Origin of the sequence: Sporosarcina jeotgali (assembly GCF_033304595.1) — a bacterium.
Lineage (GTDB): Bacteria > Bacillota > Bacilli > Bacillales_A > Planococcaceae > Sporosarcina > Sporosarcina jeotgali.
The window spans coordinates 1301525-1322505 of sequence record NZ_CP116341.1; the positions used below are offsets into that span (position 1 = coordinate 1301525).

Consider the following 20981-nt stretch of genomic DNA (forward strand, 5'->3'; position numbering starts at 1 on the left):
GCCTATTCAAATGTTGAGTTTAGTTTAGCATGGTTCGCGATTCTTCGCAATAGAACTGAGTTTGTTATATACTGAAGACAGATATGTTTAATTGAACGCTTAGGACGGTGACACAGATGGAACTCAATAAGCGCCAGACGGAGATCCTCGAGATCGTCAAGGCGGATGGACCGATAACGGGAGAACACATTGCCGAACGGTTAAATTTAACCAGAGCTACCATACGGCCGGATCTTGCCATTCTTACCATGGCAGGCTATTTGGATGCTCGTCCTCGTGTCGGCTATTTCTACTCAGGCAAAAAACAAGTGCACTCAGTGGGAGATGAAATGATTGGTATGCAAGTGGGGGACTTTCAATCCACTCCAGCTGTTGTAACTGAACATAGTTCGGTCTATGATGCTATATGCCAGATGTTTTTACAAGATGTTGGTACCTTATTCGTAGTAGACGAGAAAGCCTGTTTAACAGGGGTTCTTTCTCGAAAAGATCTATTAAGGACGAGTATTGGCAATACAGAACTCGAGAAAATACCTGTGCACGTCATAATGACTAGAATGCCGAATATCGTATACTGCCACAAAAAAGACACACTTTTATCTGCTGCTCGGAAGATGATCGACAAGCAAATTGATTCATTGCCTGTTATTGGAACAGCGACAGAAGGATTAGAAGTAGTAGGAAGAATTACGAAAACAAATATTACAGCAGCATTTTTAACACTGGCACAAGATCATGAGCTATGAGGTGAGTCCTATGAAAAAACTCAAGTTTTTTATTGTTTCAGATTCTGTCGGTGAAACTGCAGAACTAGTAGCGAAAGCGGCGGCCAGTCAATTCCGTCAAGACTTAGATACAGTATCCATGAAACGGTTTTCTCATATCGAAGAAAAAAGTCAATTAGAAGAAATTGCATGGCTGGCGGAACAACAGCAGGCAGTTATCGTCTATACACTTGTTCGAAGCGATATGCGGGATGCTCTCATTGCATACTGTGGACGGCGTGATGTCCAGTGTATCGATCTTTTAGGTCCTATAATGCACTCTATTGAACATGTACTCGATGAGAGGCCGACTGAAGAACCAGGGCTTGTTCGGCAGTTGGATGAGGACTACTTCCGAAAGATTGAAGCGATTGAATTTGCCGTAAAATATGATGACGGACGCGATCCGCGCGGTGTATTGAATGCTGATATTGTGCTTGTGGGTATTTCAAGAACTTCTAAAACTCCACTTTCCCAGTACTTGGCTCTCCAGCGGTTTAAAGTTGCAAATGTCCCTTTAGTTCCAGAAGTTGAACCGCCTGCTGAACTCTATGAAATCGATCCCGATAAATGTTTTGGTTTAGTTATATCTCCAGAAATTTTGAACTCAATTCGTAAAGAACGGTTGATTGCACTTGGATTGAAAGATGACGCCAGTTATGCAAAAGTCGATCGGATTGAGCAAGAAATCATCCATTTTAACAAAGTAGTAAATAAAATCGGCTGTACAGTCATTGATGTTTCAAACCGAGCAGTAGAAGAGACAGCGAATGTCATTATTTCAAAAATGAATAGTAGAAAATTCGAGCGAATTCGGAAGGACCTCCAGCGATAAGGCGGTCCCTCTTTTTTCGTTTAATAGTTACTTAATCGATTTAGCTAGTATTACCAGAAGCTTTCCTGTAAAATAGCAGTTTCGGAGAAAAATAAAAAAATTGTCGAATAAGAAGGATTTTCAAAGGATACATCGAATCTATAGACAGTGAAGATGGTGATAGCATGTCAAAAATACCTGAACAGACGATCGAAGAGATTCGAACAAAAACAGATATAGTCGATCTAATCGGTGAACATGTCCGTCTTACAAAAAGAGGGAAGAACTGGTTTGGTCTTTGCCCGTTTCATGGAGAAAGCACACCATCTTTTTCAGTATCTGAAGAAAAACAGCTCTTTCACTGTTTTGGCTGCGGGGCCAGCGGGAATGCCATCACTTTTGTAATGGACATTGATAACCGTCCATTTACAGAAGCCGTTGTTCACCTCGCAGAGAGGCTAGACATTCCAATTGACGCATCTGTTGAGATGGGAAGCCAGTCAGAAAAAGAAGTAGCTCATAAACAGATGTATGAAGCCCATGAATTCGCGGCAAACTTCTATAATCACCTTCTGTTAAATACGGTAGAAGGTGAAAAAGCATATCAATATCTTGAACAAAGAGGATTTACAAGGGAAAACATCGAAAAGTATAATATAGGGTGGGCATTGGATGACTGGGAAGCGTTATCTTCGCTTTTACAGCGCCAAGGTTTTGACATGAATGAGATGGAACAAGCGGGGCTTGTTATCCAGCGAGATAACGGAACTGGTTTTTTTGATCGTTTTCGCGGACGAGTCATGTTTCCACTTTATGACGATCATGGTACAATAGTTGGGTTCTCCGGCAGAGTGCTTGAGAAGTCCGATAAAGAAGCTAAGTATCTAAATAGTCCAGAAACCCCGATTTTCGAAAAAGGACGATTGTTGTATAATTTTCACCGCGCACGTCTTAATGTTCGAAAAAAGGGTAATGTAATAGTATTCGAAGGATTTATGGATACGCTGACTGCAGATCGTCACGGGCTGGAAAATACTGTAGCGGTCATGGGGACGGCGTTATCAGATACTCAGCTTATCAAGTTGAAGCGAATCACGAACGACCTGATTATTTGCTGTGATGGGGACAACGCAGGATGGGAAGCTTCAAAACGATTTGCAGAACTGGTCATGCAAAAAGGATTTTCACTTAAAATTGCAGTGCTGCCTAATAAAATGGATCCTGATGACTACATTTCTGAAAATGGAATTGAAGCATTTCAAGAAAAAATAATAAATCGTCCTCATACGTATATGTCTTTTATTTTGGCATATGCAAAAAAATCTAAAAACCTGTCACATGAAAATGATGTACTCCAATATATTCATGAAGTGATGGAAGAACTTTCCGGGGGTTTAACCCCGGTCGAAAAAGACATGATGTTAAGACAGTTATCGATGGATACAAACGTATCCGTTGATGCACTTGAACAGCAGTATGCAAAGGCTGCAGGAAAAGCAGTCAGGAAAACACAGTCTGACAACTTCTCCGAGCCGTCTGTGCCAATTATACAGCAGAGGAAGCAAAGCATTTCTGCGACCGGACGTGCTGAGCGTTTACTGCTAAGTCACATGTTAAACGATGGTTCCTTATTTGACACAATTCAAAATCACCATGAAGAACTGTTTGTTCATGATGACTATACTACAATATATATCCGATTAGCAGGATTCTATGAACAATATGGTGCTCCAGATTTTCATCGATTCGCAGAAACTATTGAAGATCGCGGGTTGAGAAGGATTGTGCTGGAGGCTGCTGTAATGGAAAGGGATCCCGAACACGCGGAGCAAGAAGTGGAAGATTGTGTAGTGCATTTAAAGAAACACAGAATTCAACAACAGATTACTCAAAAAATGCATGAATCAAAAGATGCAGAAAAAATGAACGATCTACCCGCAGCACTTCAGCTGGCGAGAGAGATCATACAGCTCCGGAAATCATTATCGGCAATGTAAGCCGACCGGCGTACTAAGGAGGAACAGGTTATTATGGCTAAAAAAGAGGAACTAACTGGAGAAACAGAGACAACGTTGGAGGAAGTCAAAGCTGCTTTACTGGAAACCGGTAAGAAGAGTGGCGAGTTGACAATTGAGGAAGTCACTGAAAAATTGGCTGCTTTTGAAATGGAGCCCGACCAGTTTGAAGAGTTCCTCGATCAAATCGAGGCAGCTGGTATTGAAATGGAAGGTAAGGAAGAAAGTTCTGAGGAAGCGCCAGGCAAACCTGCTGCAGATGAAGAACGATTCGATCTAAATGACCTGAGTGTTCCACCGGGAGTTAAAATTAATGACCCCGTCCGCATGTACTTAAAAGAAATCGGTCGAGTTGATTTGCTTACCGGTAAAGAAGAAGTAGCCCTTGCGAAGCGAATTATCGCAGGCGAAGAGGAAGCTAAGAAACGTTTAGCTGAAGCAAACCTGCGTCTTGTAGTAAGTATTGCAAAACGATACGTCGGCAGAGGCATGCTGTTTTTGGACTTAATCCAAGAAGGAAATATGGGTCTTATTAAAGCTGTTGAAAAGTTTGACCATACAAAAGGATTTAAATTCAGTACGTATGCAACGTGGTGGATTCGTCAGGCGATTACCCGTGCAATCGCAGACCAAGCAAGAACTATCCGTATACCAGTGCATATGGTGGAGACGATTAACAAACTCATCCGTGTCCAGCGCCAATTGCTGCAGGATCTTGGACGAGAACCTTCACCAGAGGAAATCGGGGAAGAGATGGAACTGACACCTGAAAAGGTCCGTGAAATTCTAAAGATTGCCCAAGAACCAGTGTCACTCGAAACACCTATTGGTGAAGAAGATGATTCTCATTTAGGTGATTTCATTGAAGACTCGGAAGCGCAATCTCCGTCAGATCACGCAGCTTATGAATTATTAAAAGAGCAGCTGGAAGATGTGTTAGATACACTTACAGATCGCGAGGAAAATGTTCTTCGACTGCGATTCGGATTAGACGATGGACGTACGAGAACTTTGGAAGAAGTCGGAAAAGTTTTCGGAGTCACACGTGAGCGGATTCGACAAATCGAGGCGAAGGCACTTCGTAAATTGCGGCATCCTTCTCGCAGCAAGCGTCTGAAAGACTTTTTAGAATAAGAAACTGGCACCGGGCAAATTCCTTGCCGGTGTCTTTTTTCAGTAGAAGGAGAGAGCGTTTATGAATGTACAGCGTAAACGAATCATTATTTCAGAAATACATTATTGGAAAAAGAATCGTCTGCTGCCAGAGCATTATTGTGACTTTTTAATTACGTTATATGCTCAAGGGGAAACTGAAGCTGCAACAAGCATAAAGAATGAAAGAGGTATTTTGGAAAAAGAAAGGTCCTCTATCACCAAAAAAATGATTTTATTGGCAATCTTAGCTGCAGGTCTTTCCGCTTTGATGTTTACAATCGGCAATTATCCTATCATTATGATTTCGGCAGCTTCCATTTTTGTCCTTGGTTTACTAGTAAGATTACTAATGAGTAAACCATTTCGTTCTGCCCTGATTCCTTTTACATATATTATTTCCGCTTTTATGCTGCTCGGTATTTCTCTCAAAGTATGGTTTGCTTTCTTTGAAGGTGAAACGATGTTGTTGTTGGGAATTCTAATGTTGAATAGTATTTTATGGCTTTTCGCTGGACGATTGTTAAAGCTTCTGTATTTTACGATTTCAGGTGCCGCAGGCTTACTGATGGTTATTGGATTTTTACTCATTTCCTATTGAGTAAAAGTCCTTTTTTTCTGTTAAACTATCCGCTAATTCTGTATAATGAATTATGTAAGCGTTCACAGAAAAGGGGATGTCATAATGGATTTCAATTTAACATCAGAACAGCAAATGATTCAACGGACAATTCGAGAGTTTGCAAACGAAGTTGTTGCACCAGGAGCGATTGAGCGGGATCGTACGAATGAATTCCCTGTCGAGATTTTCAAACAGCTTTCTGAAATGGGAATGATGGGGCTTCCATTTTCAGAAGAGTATGGAGGAGCCGGTGCAGATACGATTAGTTTCGCGATTGTTACAGAAGAATTGAGCCGTGCTTGTGCGTCAACCGGAATTACTTATTCTGCGCACATATCGCTTGGGGGAGCGCCGCTCAGCTTATTTGGAACAGAGGAACAAAAGCAGAAATATTTGCGCCCGATATGTGAAGGTACTTCCTTTGGAGCTTTTGGTCTGACTGAACCGAATGCCGGATCGGATGCAGGGGGCACGCAAACTACTGCTAAGCTTAAAGATGGAAACTATACAATCAATGGATCAAAAGTATATATAACGAATGCGAGTTACGCTAAAAATCTAGCGCTGACCGCTATTACAGGTCAGACAGAAAATGGCGGAAAAGAGATTAGTGCGATCATTGTCCCTACAGATGCAGAGGGATTCAAAGTAATTGATAACTATGAAAAAATGGGATTGCACGCATCCAATACAACAGAACTCGTCATGGAGAATGTACAAGTACCTGAAGAGAATCTTCTTGGTAAAAAAGGGAATGGATTCCGTCAGTTCTTAGTGACATTGGATGGAGGACGGATCGGAATTGCGGCAATGGCTGTAGGGATTGCTCAGGCGGCCTATGATCGTGCTATGCAATACGCTAAAGAACGAAAGCAGTTTGGAAAGTCATTATCTGAGTTTCAGGTGACACAATTTAAACTTGCGGATATGGCGCTGAAAATTGAACTTGCAAGAAATATGGTCTACAAAGCGGCTTGGTTGAAAGATGAAGGGAAACCATTTACTAAGGAAGCTGCCATGTGTAAGCTATATGCATCTGAGATGGCTATGGAAGTAGCGGATGAAGCGATTCAAATTCATGGCGGGTATGGGTATATGCGTGAATATGAAGTTGAGAGATACATGCGTGATGCAAAGCTATTGGAAATTGGCGAAGGAACTTCAGAGGTTCAGCATATGGTGATTGCCCGTCAAATCGGATGCTGACGAAATAAGTTCACAAAGTATGTCCAAATTGTCACAAAAGAGAAAAGTCTATTGATAAGTCTTTCGGTTTTAGCCAGAATACAGTACAATAAGATATGTGCACTATATACTACAGAATAGTTTCTGGTGAAGGAGGTTAAATTCGTTGAGTAAAAATCCTGTTGTTCCTTATATTTTGATTTTCGCACTAGGAATTGGACTCATTTTCTTCATGTCCCTTTATGGTATTGATCAGAAGAAAGAAATTGCCGATGCTGATGGCGAAGCAACTGAAGAAGGTACGAAAGAAGATGCAGGCGCATCCTCTGAATTCGATGCTGAAGCTGTTGCTCAGCAAAAATGTATCGGATGTCACGGTGGAGATTTAGAAGGCGCTGTTGGTCCTAGCCTTCACGGTGAAGACAAAGATGCTAAAGAGCTTCACGAGATCATCAAGAATGGTAAAGGCGGAATGCCTGCTGGACTCATCCCTGATGAGAACATCGACGCAATGGTCGATTACATTCTTACACTAAAATGATAATCTAGAGAGCAATCAGTGTGGCGGATTCCCGCCGCCTGATTGCTCTTTTGTTTGATACGTGCAAAAAGGTCTTATTTTCGATAAGATTAATGGAAGAAGCGACGTAAGTGTGTACGTCTGCTGAAAGGTGGAACAAAGAGTGAACGCTAAAAATTTATCAGAACGATTGCGATTAGTCGCATCATTTGCAGAAACAGGAACTGTCCTTGCGGATATTGGAAGTGATCATGCATATCTGCCATGCTGGCTCATCCAAAATGGCCGAATCTCGCGTGCAATTGCAGGAGAAGTTGTAAGAGGTCCATTTGAATCAGCTAAACGTAATGTGGCGAAAGAAGGCTTAACTGATCAGATTACAGTGCGTCTTGCAAATGGACTGCAAGCTATTTTACCTGAGGATCGGGTTGAAACAGTAACGATTGCGGGGATGGGCGGGTCGTTAATTGCTTCTATATTGAAAAGTGATTCAAAAAGGCTATCTGGAGTCAAGCGGATAATTGTTCAGCCGAATATACATGCAATGGCTATACGGGAATGGGCAGTCGATTACTCATGGATGATCGTGGATGAAACGATTCTAAAAGAAGATAATAAAATATATGAAATTCTTGTACTCGAAAGAGGCGAACAGTCTTATACCTCAGAAGAGCTGCTAATGGGACCGATTCTTTTGCAGGAGCGTACTGCTGTTTTCCAAGAGAAGTGGCAAGGGGAGTTAAAGGAGATAGAACGTGTTATCCATGTATTAACGCAGTCTGCACAATCTGAAGAAGCAAAATCAAAGCGCCAGCAACTGAACGCAACGAAGGATATGATTGAAAGGGTGTTGAAATCATGAAAAACGTAAATGGTCATGAAATCATTCAATTATTTGAAGAGTGGGCACCGAAAAAGTTGGCAATGGACGGGGATCCGATTGGTTTACATATTGGGCAATTGAATCGTCCAGTTGAAAAGGTCTTAATTACATTAGATGTGAATGAAGCGGTTGTCGATGAAGCGATTGAGCTTGGAGCGACGCTTATCATTGCACATCACCCGCCATTATTCAGACCGGCTAAACACATCTGGACCGATACACCTCAGGGACGAATGATAGAAAAGTGCATCAAACACGATTTGTCCGTGTATGCTGCTCATACGAATCTCGACATTGCGATTGGCGGAGTGAATGATTTACTCGCTGAAAAACTTGAGCTGACTGAGTTGAAAATCATTGAACAAACTTCTGTCCAAGGGGATCAAGAATATGGCTTAGGACGGGTTGGCAGGCTGACTTCACCCATGTCGCTTGAACAGTTTGCTCGATTTGTGAAAAAGAAATTAGACGTTCCTGCGGTTAGAATAGTAGGGGATAAAGAACGTTTAATTCAGAAGGTTGGTGTTTTAGGCGGGGATGGCAACAAATACATCTATGCAGCAAAACGTGCCGGCGCAGATGTGTTAGTGACAGGTGATATGTATTACCACGTCGCCCAAGATGCAGAAGCAATTGACTTGAGTATTGTGGACCCTGGTCATAATGTTGAAAAAGTGATGATTCAAGGAGTAGCAGATTATATGACTGCAAAATGTGAAGATCGAAAATATAAAGTGATTTTTTTACAATCTAAACTAACTACTGAACCGTTCACATTTCTTTAAATAAAATCCCCCAACTTCTCCGGTGAGAGGTTGGGGGATTTACTCATTTAAGCATACGGTTCGATTCGAGTCACGGGTGTTGGATTTTTAATTTTCGGCAAAAGTCGATTCAAGTCAAACTTGCGCTCTGCCATGTGTGTCGAAGAATCGTCAGGATCATACTTAGTCAGGAATTCGATGACTTCACGTACAATCAAAGTAGGAGTAGAAGCGCCTGCTGTAACTGCAACGCGTTCGACACCTTCTAACCAGCTTAACTGAATTTCAGAGACGTCTGAAATTCGATAAGATGGGGTATTAGCAATTTCAACTGAAACTTGAGTTAACCGGTTTGAGTTATTGCTCTTCGGATCACCGACAACAATTAACAGGTCTGCTTCGCCCGCTTGCTCTGCAACGGCTTCTTGTCGAACTTGTGTCGCCATGCAAATTTCTTTATGAACTTCAATTTGGGGATATTTTTTCTTCAAGTCTTCCATGAGATGGATTACGTCCCACTGACTCATAGTTGTCTGATTTGTGACAAGTAACTTATCGTTTTGAAGAGTCAGCTGTTCAATATCCTCAGCATTTTCCACTAGATGGACTCTTCCGGGTGCAACGCCAAGAGCGCCTTCAGGTTCCGGATGATGGGCTTTACCGATATAGATAATGTCATAGCCTTCAGCTGTTTTCTCGCGAATCAAGTCATGAGTGACCGTTACGTCAGGACACGTAGCGTCAATTGAAACGAGTCCTTTTTTTCGTGCCAGTTCCCGAACTTCAGGAGATACGCCATGCGCTGTGAATATTACAGTACCCGTCTCAACTTGATTGAGAATTTCGAGACGATTATCTCCTTCTAATGTGATAATGCCATCTTCTTCAAAGGCATCCGTCACATGCTTGTTGTGTACAATCATGCCCAATATATAAATCGGTCTCGGCAATGATTCGTCGAGTGCCGCATTTCTAGCAATCACCATTGCATCGACGACCCCGTAACAATAACCCCGCGGGGAAATCTTCAATACTTTCATTTTTTCGCTCACTCCTCTAAAGGGATCTACCCCTATTATAGCGGAGATGGATGAAAGGTTCAAAGTCTTAGATTGGCGGCTGGAACACTTTTGGTACGGAAGGCAGCGGACCTGCTGCTGAAGGTGCTGCTGCCCGTGCAACTGAAGTTGCGGCGGATGCTCCTGCTGCTCCTGCATCCGGAAGAGATTGAAAACCTCGATATAATTTCCACATGGCGGGTATGTTTTGAAGCATTGGTGCAAACTGTTGTACCATAGGGGCATATTGTTGCACAGTTGTCATAAAACGATTGGCGGTTTCCATATACATTTCAGGTTTCGAAAGACCAGCCCCTGCAGGTGTTCCACTTTGCGGCTGCTGTTGACCGCCAAACCCAGGATCCATTCCAAATGGGGAAGGCTGCTGGTTCGCCTGGCCTTGTGAAAATGGTGCTGCAGGACCCTGCGTAAAGGGAGTGGCCTGCTGGAAATTACCACGAAACATCTGCTGTCCGGCAGGGGCTTGACGCTGCTGATTCGCAAACGGATAAAAAGATTGATATCTCATAATGATCTCCTTTCCCAAAGAGTACTTTGTCTATAAAGTATCCTATGCGAAAAAAACAACCAGCGGTACAGTTTCGTGCTACAATGAACGAATGAATGATAGGAGGACACGAACATGTCTAGATACACTGATTACCAATTTAAACCGTTTCTACGCGATGCGATAGAACAATTGGGCTTCACAAGTCCAACCCCCATCCAAAAGGAAATGATTCCGCTTATTTTAAAAGGCCAGAGCGCAATCGGGCAAGCACATACAGGAACAGGGAAATCTCATAGTTTCCTGATTCCAATTTTACAGCGCATTAATACAGATGCAGATGAGCTTCAAGGAGTTATTACAGCTCCAACGCGGGAGCTTGCGATCCAGTTGTTTGATGAGTTGAAAAAACTGACGGCATCTTCTGAAGTGCGAACAAGTCTATTGATAGGCGGCACAGATAAGAAACGTTCAGCTGACAAATTGAAATCGAACCCTCATTTAGTCGTTGGAACGCCGGGACGTATCCGAGATATGTCAGATACAGGTGCGTTATCGATTCATACTGCCCGCATTCTCGTAATAGACGAGGCTGATCTGGCGTTTGATATGGGATTCATTGAAGATATTGACCAATTTGCGGGGAAAATGCCAAGTGACTTGGAAATGTATGTTTTCTCTGCAACTATTCCAGAAAAACTAAAGCCGTTCCTGGCAAAGTATATGAACTCACCTGTTCATGTTCAGCTTGGTACGAAAAAGCCATTGACGGAAGGCATGCATTATTCACTCGTTCCTGTCAGAGGAATGGATCGCAAAAAGAAACTTTTAAATGTCATTCAGGCAATCAATCCCTATTTGGCGATTATTTTCACTAATACAAAACAAAATGCAGATGAGCTTGCTGGTTTTTTAGCTGCTCAAGGTGTGAAAACCGGGAAAATCCATGGGGACTTGAATGCCAGGGAACGGACACGTATGATGAAACAAATTCGTGATTTGGAGTACCAATTTATTGTAGCGACAGATTTAGCGGCGCGCGGCATTGATATCCCTGGCGTAAGCCACGTCATCAACTACGAGCTTCCTGAAGACCTCGAGTTCTATATCCACCGTGTTGGACGTACAGCACGTGCTGGTTTAGAAGGGGTTGCAATTACGTTGTTTGACCCTTCCGAGGATGATGCTATCGTTAAAATCGAGAAAATGGGTATCCCATTTGTACATGAAGATGTAAAAAATGGTGAATGGTCGCAGCTGAAAGAACGTCATTCCAGAAAGAACAGACCGAAAGAACAGGATGAAATCGACAAGAAGGCTGCTGCTTTAATCCGGAAACCCGCTAAGGTGAAACCTGGTTATAAAAAGAAGCGGGCTGCTGAAGTGGATCGCTTTAAAAAGCGTGAAAGGAGAATGAATAAGAAAAAATGAGTGAACAGCCTATTTTAATTGGATCTCATGTTTCCATGAGCGGGAAAGACATGCTGCTTGGCTCCAGTAAAGACGCTGCGGACTTTGGCGCCTCAACGTTTATGATCTATACAGGAGCCCCTCAAAATACAAGACGTAAACCAATTGAAGAGTTGAACATTGCTGCTGGTCAAGCGCATATGGACGAGCACGGTCTTTCTTCAATGGTTGTACACGCACCTTATATCATCAATATCGGGAATACAGTGAAACCAGAGACTTTCCGCTTAGGTGTCGACTTCTTGCAAGAGGAGATTCGACGGACAGCAGCACTGGGTGCGAATCAGATTGTTTTGCATCCTGGTGCTCACGTAGGTGAAGGTGCAGACAAGGGAATTGCTAAAATTATCGAAGGTTTGAATGAAGTGTTAGCTGAAGACGCTGATGTCAAGATTGCGCTGGAAACAATGGCAGGTAAAGGTACAGAATGCGGAAGAAGCTTTGAAGAACTTGCAAAGATTTTTGATGGTGTTAAAAATAACGATCGTCTTTCCGTTTGTTTTGACACGTGCCACGTCCATGACGCAGGATATGACATTGTAAACGATTTTGAAGGCGTTCTGGAAGAGTTTGATCACTACATTGGCCGGGACCGTATTTCAGTTATTCATGTCAATGATAGTAAGAACGTGCGTGGAGCAGGAAAAGACCGTCACGAAAATATCGGCTTCGGTCACATAGGTTTTGAGCCATTGCATTATGTTGTCCATCACCCTTCGTTCGTAAACGTCCCTAAAATACTGGAAACACCGTTTATCGGAACGGATAAGAAAAACAAGACGGCACCTTACAAAGAAGAAATTATGATGTTAAAGAGCGGAGAATTCACGACTAAGTACCGTGACGCCCTCTTAAACCAAGAGACAAACGCTTAATCGACTTAGAAATACGAAAATAGTCGAGTCGCTGCTGTGTAAAATTACATCGCATTCTAGGTAGTTCAAGTCGGAAAATAAGGCTGTCATGCAAATCAGTTCATACTGATCTGCCCGACAGCCTTTTCTTACTTACGCATATTCAAATAATCGTCTAACATCTGATGAGTCCGTTTCTGACCCAGGACACGTTCCACTTTTGAAATGAAACTTTCAGGAACTCCTGTCAAAATCCAATGCATCGAAATCTCATCAAGCAATGGTCTAAGCAGTCTAATTTCCTCGACGGTGAAGTCTAATCCATAGGACCTCGACATCTTCAGCATCTCTTCATCACTTCTTTTTTTCATCTCCAATAATAACTTTGTATAATCCAATTCGCCACCTAGCTTTCTTTAGATTTGTAAGACCGCTCCATTTCGTTTATAATCATTGGAGTGAATCGTAATCATTACTATTAGTTGAAGGATGATTGTATGCAAGAAAGTCTAGTGAAATTAACAGATGTAACGTTTAATTATGGCAGTTCATCCGTGTTGGAAGACATCACCTTAACCGTGCGGCCAGGTGAATTCTGGGCGTTAATTGGTCCAAACGGTTCTGGTAAATCGACACTTATTAAAATCTTATTAGGGTTATTAAAGCCGGATAAAGGAACAGTGGAACTATTTGGACAGCCCGTTTCTCACGTCAGTCATAAAGAACGGGTTGGCTACGTATCCCAAAAATCCAATTCTTTCAATAGCGGATTTCCAGCAACTGTACTTGAGGTTGTCAGGAGCGGATTAACGAAAAAAAAGGGATTATTCAAGCGTTTTACGAAAGCGGATACCGAAGCGGCCATGAACGCACTTCGTGAAGTAGATATGGAGAGCTTCGCTGATCGCAATATCGGAGAACTTTCCGGCGGGCAGCAGCAGCGGGTCTTCATTTCACGGGCACTCGCAGCAAAACCTGAATTGCTCATTATGGATGAACCGACTGTCGGTGTGGATCAGCAAAACTCGGCTTCTTTCTATTCTATGCTTGAAAAGTTGAATCGTGACAACGGAATCGCTATTCTTTTAGTTTCCCATGAAATTGACCTTGTTACGGATCTCGCATCACACGTCGCTTGTTTGAATCGAACCATGCACTTCCATGGCGGAAGAAGGGACTTCGCCAAGCTGAATGATAACGACCTTTCACGCTGGTATGGTCATTCTGTTCGTCTCATTCATCAGAAGGAAGGTGGCACTTCCAATGATTGATGCATTATTTACGTATGAATTTTTACAAAATGCTTTCTTCTCCGGACTGATTATCGGAGTGATTGCACCAATGCTCGGATTATTTATAGTTGTGAGACGCCTGGCGCTGATTGCTGATGCGCTTAGTCACGTATCACTGGCAGGTATTGCAGGCAGCTTGTATTTGAGTCAGCAAGTGCTGTTCTTTGCAGGGCTTAATCCTATCTATTTAGGAATGGCGGCAGCTGTAGGAGGATCGTTATTAATCGAACGGCTGCGACGGGTTTATCGAAACTTTGAAGAACTTGCGATTCCAATCATTCTCTCTGCAGGTATTGGGTTCGGTGCTATTTTTATATCTCTCGCTAAAGGGTTCGGTGCAGATTTAGTCGGTTACTTGTTCGGCTCAGTCTCTGCAGTCAGCAGACAAGATTTATTGGTTGTAGCAATTCTTGCAATTGCAGTGTTTGCCTTCATTTACTTGTTTTATAAGGAACTGTTTACGCTCTCATTTGACGCAGATTATTCAAAAGCATCAGGTATTAAAGGACGCTGGATTCAAATGTTTTTCATGGTGCTGACTGCATTAGTTATCGGCGCTTCCATGAGAATTGTCGGAATTCTTCTCGTCTCTTCGCTCATGACGCTTCCGGTAGCTGCTGCAATCCAAGTAGCAAAAAGCTTTAAATCCGCTATGCTTCTCTCGATTCTTTTTGGAGAAGTATCCGTCATTGCAGGATTATTTGCCGCGTATCATTTGGACATTGCACCTGGAGGAACGATTGTAGTTACCGCCATCCTTATCTTACTTTTTGTATTAGGCAGTAAACGGCTTACAGGAAAAAGTACTGTGAGAAGAAAGGGGGAAGTACTGTGAATGTAGAAAAAGCATGGGAGACGTTGAAGCAGCATTCATTCAAACGGACGAAAAATAGAGAAGCGATTTTAGAGTTTCTTGCAGAGCGTGATGGATATACTGCAGCAATGGATGTAGGTGAATACTTGAAGAAAGATAATCCTGGAGTCAGCTTTGATACAATTTACAGAAACTTGGCCACGTTTGCAGAACTTGAAATTCTGGAGGAAACGGATCTTAATGGCGAACGCCAATATCGGATGCACTGTGATCCGGGAGTGCATCACCATCACTTTATATGCACAGTATGTGGAAAGACGAAACATATACCTTCTTGCCCAATGGATCACATCGCGGTTAATTTACCGGGAGTGGAGATACAAGGGCACAAGTTCGAAGTGTACGGGAAATGTCCGCAATGCCAATAAAAAAGGAAAGGCTCCATTTGAGCCTTTCCTTTTTTTATTTCACTGAAGTTGTAAAAAAGTTGTGCTGTATCCATTCATTAGCTTCGTTCCAATTAGTTACTCGGATGACGCCATCCGGAATAGGATTCCGATTATATGGAGTGTCAAAGAGGATCACAGGAATGTCTAGCTCTTCGTGCAAGTCGACAGCATTATCGTGCTTGTCTTCAAAAAATACATCTGTACCAAATTTGCGGGCAGTTTCAATTTTACGATGACTGCCGATTAGTTCTACATGGTCAAAAGGAAGCTGCTCACGCTGGAACCATTCCATTGTGACATCCATTACTTCAGATCCGCGAGCAGAGATGTAATACAGCTCTGCCTGCTGTTTCTGCCACTCCGTTAAAAATTGTTTAGCCTGCTCCTGTGGAGAAGACGTTAAACAAATTTCAGGTTCAGCCTTTTTGTACCAGTTGTAAAACTCTGTCGGATCGACTTCGAATGCAGTGGTCAAATCATACTCTTTAATATCATCTAAAACGAGCTCGCATCCAAACTTCTTATTGATATGCGGAAGAAGGGAAGAAGGAGTTGTTACGGTTCCATCAATATCGATGCCGAATCGATAGTTTTTCACTTAGTTGCTCCGCTCTCTTCAAGCAGTTCTTCTTGTCTCTTCTTTTCGAAATACTCTTCCGCAAGTTTATCGATTTCAATCTTCAATTCCTCGACCATTGTTTCTTCAGGCACTTTACGTACGGTTTTACCGTGCATGAAGAGAAGGCCTTCACCACGAGCACCCGCAATTCCGATATCTGCTTCTCGTGCTTCCCCCGGGCCGTTAACTGCACAGCCAAGAACCGCGACTTTAAGCGGAGCTTTGATGTTTGAGATATACTCTTCCACTTCGTTAGCAATAGAAATTAAGTCAATTTCAATACGTCCGCAAGTCGGACAAGAAATAAGAGTAGCTGCGTTGGATGAAAGGCCGAATACTTTCAATAACTCCCGGGCAACTTTTACTTCTTGAACCGGGTCAGCACTCAGAGATACACGCATCGTGTTCCCGATACCTGCTGAAAGTAACGCCCCAAGCCCTGCGGAACTCTTAATGGAACCGGTAAATAATGTACCGGATTCTGTAATGCCGAGGTGAAGGGGGTAGTCAAATGCAGCTGCCGCTTTTTTATAAGCTTCAATTGCCAAGTTCACATCAGACGCTTTCAACGATACGATGATGTCATGGAAATCGAGATCTTCGAGAATTTTAATATGATGCAGTGCGCTTTCAACCATACCGTCAGCTGTTGGATAGCCATATTTCTCAAGGATTTTCTTTTCAAGAGATCCGGCGTTTACTCCGATACGAATAGGAATTCCTTTTGCTTTAGCTGCATTAACAACAGCCTCCACTTTTGCTTGCTTGCCGATGTTACCTGGGTTAATACGAATCTTATCCGCACCTTGTTCAATCGCAATCAGTGCCAGTTTATAGTTAAAGTGAATATCGACAACGAGTGGAATGTTAATCTGTGCTTTAATCGCGCCGATTGAGTAAGCTGCGCGCTCATCTGGACAAGCAACGCGGACAATCTGAACACCTGCTTCTTCTAAACGCTTGATTTCTGCAACAGTTGCTTCCACGTCATGTGTTTTAGTCGTCGTCATACTTTGGATGAATAGTTCATTGCTTCCTCCGATTGTAAGATTCCCGACTTTGACAGGACGCGTGTTGGATCGATGTATCATTTCAGTCATTAATCTCTCTCCTTACTTCAAATTACTGCGGTTTACTATGGATTACTAATGTACATTTTATCAATCATTGTGCTAAAAAGACAAGGAACTGCCCTCCGCAGCCTATTGTTTTGAGCAAAATGTGACGGTTTCACTGCTAAGTGGAATTTCAATCTGCTCCCCGCCAACAATGTCTTGAAGTTGCAAATGCGGGTTGAGTTGATAGAAATTTGTCAATCGATCAATGAACGGCATAGTCGGATCCGGATAGAGAGCAAACAATGTCTCAATCGTATCGCCTTGAACGGTTGTGACGACTATTGACACAGGCTTGTCCACTTCTTGACACTCAGGTTCATCAGAAGCGAATGCAGCAAGTTGGATTGTACCTTCTGTCAAATCACTTTTAAGCATATGGATAATCGCAAATACAGCGAGTGCGGTAAGTAGCAGTCTCATAGAAAAGCCTCCCTTCTCACACGATATGCGACAAGGGAGACATTTATGCGCGACTGACTTTAACTTTGGCTTTTGGTTGTTTTGGGTAATAGTTTGCTGCCATTGCTAAATACGCCATATGTATCACAGCGGTTATTATGAAATTGTAGTCATTTGCCAGATGGGCACTGTCAAGAACTAAAGAAACTAAAATAGGGACGGTAATTGAAACAGCGGAGGTGCGCCACATATGCCTGTATTCTCCCCGGCGTTTAAACAATTTAAGAAGCCCAAGCCCAACGAGACCGAAGAAACTTACTCGGATGAATAAATAAAACGTGCTGATGACAAGCTGAAGGACAAAGGCCATTGGATAGAGCAGCCCGCCAACCGTTTTCGCGTATTCAATCAATTCTGGGGAGGAACCGAACAAATCAATATCCCCCGTGAGGAATCGTATAAAGGACACCAATGTCGAAAGGATGACAAATAGAAATACGTATTGAATTACTTTTCCTATAGGAAGTAACCGGAAAGCTGCCAGCTTTTTCGGCTCATAAAAGGAAGCAAGAAACAATTGATAGTTCTTCAAAAAGGTAACTCCTTTCTAGATATAGTGTTAGTTTAGCATTGGCAGCATGTAAGTGGGTAGGAATTGTCACAAATCATTCGGGATAGCATGTCAATTGTTAAGGGATTGTAAAGATTGACCGTTGTCTATTTACATATGCGAACACGGCGACAATAATAGGAGGGTATACATATCGTTATTGGAGGTTGCACATTACATGGATATTAACTGGCAGGAAGTAGCATTTCAGTTTCTTGGCGGACTTGGTATTTTTCTTTTCGCCATTAAATACATGGGGGACGGTCTTCAGAAAGTAGCAGGAGATAGATTGCGTTCTATCCTGGACCGTTTTACAACGAACCCGTTCATGGGTGTGCTAGTCGGTATTATTGTGACAGTTCTGATTCAGTCAAGTTCAGGTACGACCGTTATTACCGTTGGACTCGTTAGTGCGGGGTTCATGAAATTGAGACAAGCAATTGGTGTTATTATGGGTGCAAACATAGGTACAACAGTTACCGCATTCATTATCGGATTGGACGTAGGTGCTTATGCACTGCCGATTATGGCAATTGGTGCGTTCATGATTTTCTTCATCCCGAAACTGACGGTTAAACATTTTGGTGAGGTGGTATTCGGGTTTGGAGGCCTGTTCCTAGGGCTTGAACTAATGAGTGAAGGAATGGTGCCTTTACGATCTCTGGAGTCGTTTACTGATTTGACCGTTTCGATGGCAGACCACCCGATGCTTGGAGTGGTAGCAGGTACGGTGTTTACGTTAATCGTTCAGAGTTCCAGTGCGACTGTAGGGATTTTGCAAGGATTATATGCGGAAAATCTTATCGATTTGAAAGCTGCTCTGCCCGTTTTGTTTGGTGACAACATCGGAACAACGATAACTGCAATTTTAGCAGCAATTGGCGCGTCTGTAGCTGCACGTCGTGCGGCAGCGACCCACGTTTTGTTCAATATTCTAGGAGCTGCTATATTCATGATTCTCCTCGTTCCTTTTACTGCTTACGTGGAATGGATGACGAGTACGTTTGGCATTGATAAGAAAATGCAAATTGCGTTCGCACACGGTTCGTTTAACGTGGTGAACACAGCAATCCAGTTTCCGTTCATCGGTGCTTGGGCATATTTTGTAACAAAACTAATTCCTGGTGAAGATGTGACAATTGAATATAAACCGAAACATTTGGATCCGCATTTTATTAGTCAGTCTCCAGCTGTTGCGATTGGACAAGCAAAAGAAGAAATCATACGTATGGGTTCGTTTGCTGTCCAAGGATTAGAAGAAACATTCGAATACTTGAAGAGCAGCAAGAAAAGTCATGCAGAAACTGCGTATCAAATTGAAGATGCCATTAATAATTTGGACCGTAAAATCACGGACTATTTAGTTGAAATTTCTGCTGTCAATATCTCGCCGGTTGAATCTGTCCGACATGTTATGCTAATGGATACGGTACGCGACATTGAGCGAATCGGTGATCACTTTGAGAATATTATTGAACTGATCGACTTCAGAGAAGTGAATAAAGTGAAGCTGTCTGAAGATGCAATGGAAGAATTATCGGAAATGTTTGCTCTTACGATAGGAACTGTACAAAAAGCAGTGGATTCCCTGGATACAAATGACTGGGAACTTGCACGTACTGTTGCGAAGCAAGAAGAATTGATTGATAAAATGGAACGGAAATGTCGAAAGAGCCATATTATTCGTTTGAATGAAGGCGGCTGTTCTGCACAAGCTGGTATCGTTTTTGTGGATATCGTATCGAACTTAGAGCGAATCGGTGATCATGCTGTCAATATTGCAGAAGCGGTTTTAGGAAAACGAGCATAAGTGAGGGGGATGCCGGATGGAGTGGATTGCATGGATTGTAGCAAGTTTGTTTTTTGCTGTTGCATTTCTGGGGCTGATTTATCCGGTCATACCTTCAGTTCTTTTTGTTATCGGCGGCTTTTTGCTTTATGGGTTAATCGATACATTCAGTTCAATGGGATGGCTGTTCTGGACCATTCAAATTCTCTTCACCATCTTATTGTTCGGAGCAGACACACTCGCCAACCTATTCGGCATTAAACGGTTCGGCGGATCGGACGCCGGCGGGTGGGGAAGTACTATTGGCCTTCTTATTGGACCTTTCGTCATACCTGTAGCAGGTATCTTGGTCGGCCCTTTCCTGGGTGCTGTTATAGCGGAGTTAGTCATAACGCGTTCGGGGTTTAAACAAGCGCTTCGTTCCGGGATAGGCTCGTTAGTCGGCTTTTTGACTTCTGTCATTGTCAAAGCGGCGGTCATGATTGTTATGATCGGAATTTTCATCTTCTTCGTCACCTAAAAGACAAGATAATTGAATGCCTGTGGGAAGTTTGATACCCTTGAAGAGTAGGAAAGAAATCAATCATTCAAGGAGGAATTGGAAATGGCTTACAAATTACCTGAATTGCCTTATGCATATGATGCACTAGAACCGCACATCGACAAAGAAACGATGGAGATTCACCATACGAAGCATCATAATACGTACGTTACCAATGTAAATAATGCATTGGAAGGACATGCTGATCTTGCTGCGAAATCTGTTGAAGAACTTATCTCAGATTTGAATGCAGTTCCTGAAGATATCCGTACTGCAGTTCGCAATAATGGCGGAGGTCATGCGAACCACTCCTTATTCTGGACACTTCTTTCACCGAACGGTGGCGGAGCGCCGACTGGTACTCTAGCTGAAGCGATTGACAAGAAGTTCGGAAGCTTAGACAAATTCAAAGAAGAGTTTGCAAACGCTGCAAAAACTCGCTTTGGTTCTGGATGGGCTTGGCTCGTTCTTGATAACGGCGAACTTTCAATCATGTCTACACCAAACCAGGACAATCCATTAATGGAAGGCAAGACTCCACTTCTTGGCTTGGACGTTTGGGAGCATGCATACTACTTAAACTATCAAAACCGCCGTCCTGATTACATTACAGCATTCTGGAATGTAGTAAATTGGGATGAAGTACAAAAGCTTTACACAGAAAATAAGTAAGCGATTGATGCAACCAAGCACACATCTTGTTCGTCAAGATGTGTGCTTTTTCATTTTTTAATGCTATAA

At 42.7% G+C, this 20981-nt stretch carries 24 protein-coding genes; 17 read left to right on the forward strand and 7 right to left on the reverse strand.

Features of this window, described 5'->3' with window-relative positions; all coding sequences use genetic code 11:
* Nucleotides 1-107 precede the first annotated feature (107 nt).
* From ccpN to PGH26_RS06240, 9 genes are all read left to right on the forward strand, one after another.
* On the forward strand, nt 108-746 hold the full coding sequence (ccpN, locus tag PGH26_RS06200; protein WP_323693125.1) for a transcriptional regulator CcpN: 639 nt from the start codon (nt 108-110) through the stop codon (nt 744-746).
* 10 nt (nt 747-756) lie between these two features.
* Nucleotides 757-1599 (forward strand): pyruvate, water dikinase regulatory protein, encoded by an 843-nt coding sequence (locus PGH26_RS06205; protein ID WP_323693126.1) that lies wholly within the window; start codon nt 757-759, stop codon nt 1597-1599.
* A gap of 164 nt (nt 1600-1763) precedes the next feature.
* Nucleotides 1764-3575, forward strand: a complete 1812-nt coding sequence (dnaG, locus tag PGH26_RS06210) for a DNA primase (protein WP_323693127.1) — start codon at nt 1764-1766, stop codon at nt 3573-3575.
* A 33-nt stretch (nt 3576-3608) separates the two neighbouring features.
* Nucleotides 3609-4727, forward strand: coding sequence for an RNA polymerase sigma factor RpoD (gene rpoD / locus PGH26_RS06215; RefSeq protein ID WP_323693128.1), 1119 nt, complete (start codon nt 3609-3611; stop codon nt 4725-4727).
* Nucleotides 4728-4788: 61 nt separating this feature from the next.
* A complete protein-coding gene (locus PGH26_RS06220; protein ID WP_323693129.1) occupies nt 4789-5346 on the forward strand; it encodes a hypothetical protein in 558 nt (185 codons plus the stop codon).
* A gap of 84 nt (nt 5347-5430) precedes the next feature.
* On the forward strand, nt 5431-6573 hold the full coding sequence (locus PGH26_RS06225; protein ID WP_323693130.1) for an acyl-CoA dehydrogenase family protein: 1143 nt from the start codon (nt 5431-5433) through the stop codon (nt 6571-6573).
* 145 nt (nt 6574-6718) lie between these two features.
* Nucleotides 6719-7093 (forward strand): cytochrome c550, encoded by a 375-nt coding sequence (gene cccA, locus PGH26_RS06230; protein WP_323693131.1) that lies wholly within the window; start codon nt 6719-6721, stop codon nt 7091-7093.
* Nucleotides 7094-7235: 142 nt separating this feature from the next.
* On the forward strand, nt 7236-7934 hold the full coding sequence (locus tag PGH26_RS06235; protein ID WP_323693132.1) for a tRNA (adenine(22)-N(1))-methyltransferase: 699 nt from the start codon (nt 7236-7238) through the stop codon (nt 7932-7934).
* Nucleotides 7931-8740, forward strand: a complete 810-nt coding sequence (locus tag PGH26_RS06240) for a Nif3-like dinuclear metal center hexameric protein (RefSeq protein ID WP_323693133.1) — start codon at nt 7931-7933, stop codon at nt 8738-8740. The genes PGH26_RS06235 and PGH26_RS06240 overlap by 4 nt, the downstream gene beginning before the upstream one ends.
* A gap of 47 nt (nt 8741-8787) precedes the next feature.
* Here the strand turns inward: PGH26_RS06240 and PGH26_RS06245 are convergent, their stop codons facing one another.
* Both PGH26_RS06245 and vrrA read right to left on the reverse strand, forming a co-directional pair.
* Complete coding sequence (locus PGH26_RS06245; protein ID WP_323693134.1) at nt 8788-9759, reverse strand: 4-hydroxy-3-methylbut-2-enyl diphosphate reductase; 972 nt, start codon at nt 9757-9759, stop codon at nt 8788-8790.
* Between the two features lie 67 nt (nt 9760-9826).
* Nucleotides 9827-10306, reverse strand: a complete 480-nt coding sequence (gene vrrA / locus PGH26_RS06250) for a VrrA/YqfQ family protein (RefSeq protein WP_323693135.1) — start codon at nt 10304-10306, stop codon at nt 9827-9829.
* 114 nt (nt 10307-10420) lie between these two features.
* Here vrrA and PGH26_RS06255 point away from each other — a divergent pair, with 114 nt between their 5' ends.
* Together PGH26_RS06255 and PGH26_RS06260 are read left to right on the forward strand one after the other, a co-directional pair.
* Nucleotides 10421-11716, forward strand: a complete 1296-nt coding sequence (locus tag PGH26_RS06255) for a DEAD/DEAH box helicase (RefSeq protein WP_323693136.1) — start codon at nt 10421-10423, stop codon at nt 11714-11716.
* A gap of 11 nt (nt 11717-11727) precedes the next feature.
* Nucleotides 11728-12630 carry a deoxyribonuclease IV gene (locus PGH26_RS06260; protein WP_323693477.1) on the forward strand — a complete coding sequence of 301 codons (903 nt, stop codon included), beginning with the start codon at nt 11728-11730 and terminating at the stop codon, nt 12628-12630.
* A gap of 128 nt (nt 12631-12758) precedes the next feature.
* On the opposite strand, the gene PGH26_RS06265 is transcribed toward PGH26_RS06260, so the two are convergent.
* Nucleotides 12759-13007: a hypothetical protein gene (locus PGH26_RS06265; protein WP_323693137.1), complete on the reverse strand. Its 249-nt coding sequence runs from the start codon at nt 13005-13007 to the stop codon at nt 12759-12761.
* A gap of 99 nt (nt 13008-13106) precedes the next feature.
* Between PGH26_RS06265 and PGH26_RS06270 the strand changes: the two genes are divergently transcribed.
* Genes PGH26_RS06270 through PGH26_RS06280 form a run of 3 tightly spaced genes read left to right on the forward strand, consistent with a single transcriptional unit; the run spans nt 13107 to nt 15143 of the window.
* A complete protein-coding gene (locus tag PGH26_RS06270; protein ID WP_323693138.1) occupies nt 13107-13880 on the forward strand; it encodes a metal ABC transporter ATP-binding protein in 774 nt (257 codons plus the stop codon).
* Nucleotides 13873-14736: a metal ABC transporter permease gene (locus PGH26_RS06275; protein WP_323693139.1), complete on the forward strand. Its 864-nt coding sequence runs from the start codon at nt 13873-13875 to the stop codon at nt 14734-14736. Before PGH26_RS06270 ends, PGH26_RS06275 begins: the two co-directional genes overlap by 8 nt.
* Complete coding sequence (locus PGH26_RS06280) at nt 14733-15143, forward strand: Fur family transcriptional regulator (protein WP_323693140.1); 411 nt, start codon at nt 14733-14735, stop codon at nt 15141-15143. The genes PGH26_RS06275 and PGH26_RS06280 overlap by 4 nt, the downstream gene beginning before the upstream one ends.
* Nucleotides 15144-15177: 34 nt before the next feature.
* Here the strand turns inward: PGH26_RS06280 and PGH26_RS06285 are convergent, their stop codons facing one another.
* The 4 genes from PGH26_RS06285 to PGH26_RS06300 all read right to left on the reverse strand — a co-directional run bounded on the left by PGH26_RS06285 (nt 15178) and on the right by PGH26_RS06300 (nt 17892).
* Complete coding sequence (locus tag PGH26_RS06285) at nt 15178-15762, reverse strand: 5' nucleotidase, NT5C type (protein ID WP_323693141.1); 585 nt, start codon at nt 15760-15762, stop codon at nt 15178-15180.
* The gene (gene ispG, locus PGH26_RS06290; protein WP_323693142.1) at nt 15759-16883 is read right to left on the reverse strand and encodes a flavodoxin-dependent (E)-4-hydroxy-3-methylbut-2-enyl-diphosphate synthase; all 1125 of its coding nucleotides are present in this window, start codon (nt 16881-16883) and stop codon (nt 15759-15761) included. The genes PGH26_RS06285 and ispG overlap by 4 nt, the downstream gene beginning before the upstream one ends.
* A gap of 102 nt (nt 16884-16985) precedes the next feature.
* Complete coding sequence (locus PGH26_RS06295; protein ID WP_323693143.1) at nt 16986-17321, reverse strand: hypothetical protein; 336 nt, start codon at nt 17319-17321, stop codon at nt 16986-16988.
* Between the two features lie 43 nt (nt 17322-17364).
* Nucleotides 17365-17892, reverse strand: coding sequence for a DUF1189 family protein (locus PGH26_RS06300; protein WP_323693144.1), 528 nt, complete (start codon nt 17890-17892; stop codon nt 17365-17367).
* A 196-nt stretch (nt 17893-18088) separates the two neighbouring features.
* Here PGH26_RS06300 and PGH26_RS06305 point away from each other — a divergent pair, with 196 nt between their 5' ends.
* The 3 genes from PGH26_RS06305 to sodA all read left to right on the forward strand — a co-directional run bounded on the left by PGH26_RS06305 (nt 18089) and on the right by sodA (nt 20912).
* A complete protein-coding gene (locus PGH26_RS06305; RefSeq protein ID WP_323693145.1) occupies nt 18089-19720 on the forward strand; it encodes a Na/Pi cotransporter family protein in 1632 nt (543 codons plus the stop codon).
* A gap of 16 nt (nt 19721-19736) precedes the next feature.
* The gene (locus PGH26_RS06310) at nt 19737-20219 is read left to right on the forward strand and encodes a DUF456 domain-containing protein (RefSeq protein WP_323693146.1); all 483 of its coding nucleotides are present in this window, start codon (nt 19737-19739) and stop codon (nt 20217-20219) included.
* An 84-nt stretch (nt 20220-20303) separates the two neighbouring features.
* Nucleotides 20304-20912, forward strand: coding sequence for a superoxide dismutase SodA (gene sodA / locus PGH26_RS06315; protein WP_323693147.1), 609 nt, complete (start codon nt 20304-20306; stop codon nt 20910-20912).
* Nucleotides 20913-20981 lie beyond the last annotated feature (69 nt).